We start from the raw sequence: 452 nt of genomic DNA on the forward strand, positions 1-452 counted from the left end.
TAACTATCATAATGATAAATTAGTTTTTAAATTTATTGATTCAGTGATAAGAGCAAAAGAGAATAGTTGTGATATTAATGTAAAAATAGATATTTTAGATAATTCAGAAAAAGATGAAGTTGAACTTTCTAATTTCATGAAAGAAATTGAGAAATTTGATATTTATACAAAACTACATAGTGAAGAAAAAAATGTTGGATATTTTGGTGGGCTACCATTATGTCAAAAATTAGTTGACGATGATACTGATATATCAATTTACTGTAATTCTGATTTGGATTTTGATGTGAATTTCTTTAATGAGTTGAAGAAAACATATGATCATGAATCAGCAATGATTGCTCCTGCAATTATAACTATTGATACTGGAGTTGATCAAAACCCCAAATATATGGCAAGGCTAAGCAAAAGAAAACTTGATTTCTTAGATGTAATATATAGCAATCGTATAT

At 26.1% G+C, this 452-nt stretch carries 1 pseudogene; it reads left to right on the forward strand.

The annotated features are described in order from the left end of the window. Positions 1–452, forward strand: a pseudogene (locus E5A76_RS05890) (rhamnosyl transferase); the annotation flags it as partial.

Origin of the sequence: Photobacterium lucens, assembly GCF_009873615.1 — a bacterium.
Taxonomy (GTDB): Bacteria; Pseudomonadota; Gammaproteobacteria; order Enterobacterales; family Vibrionaceae; genus Photobacterium; species Photobacterium lucens.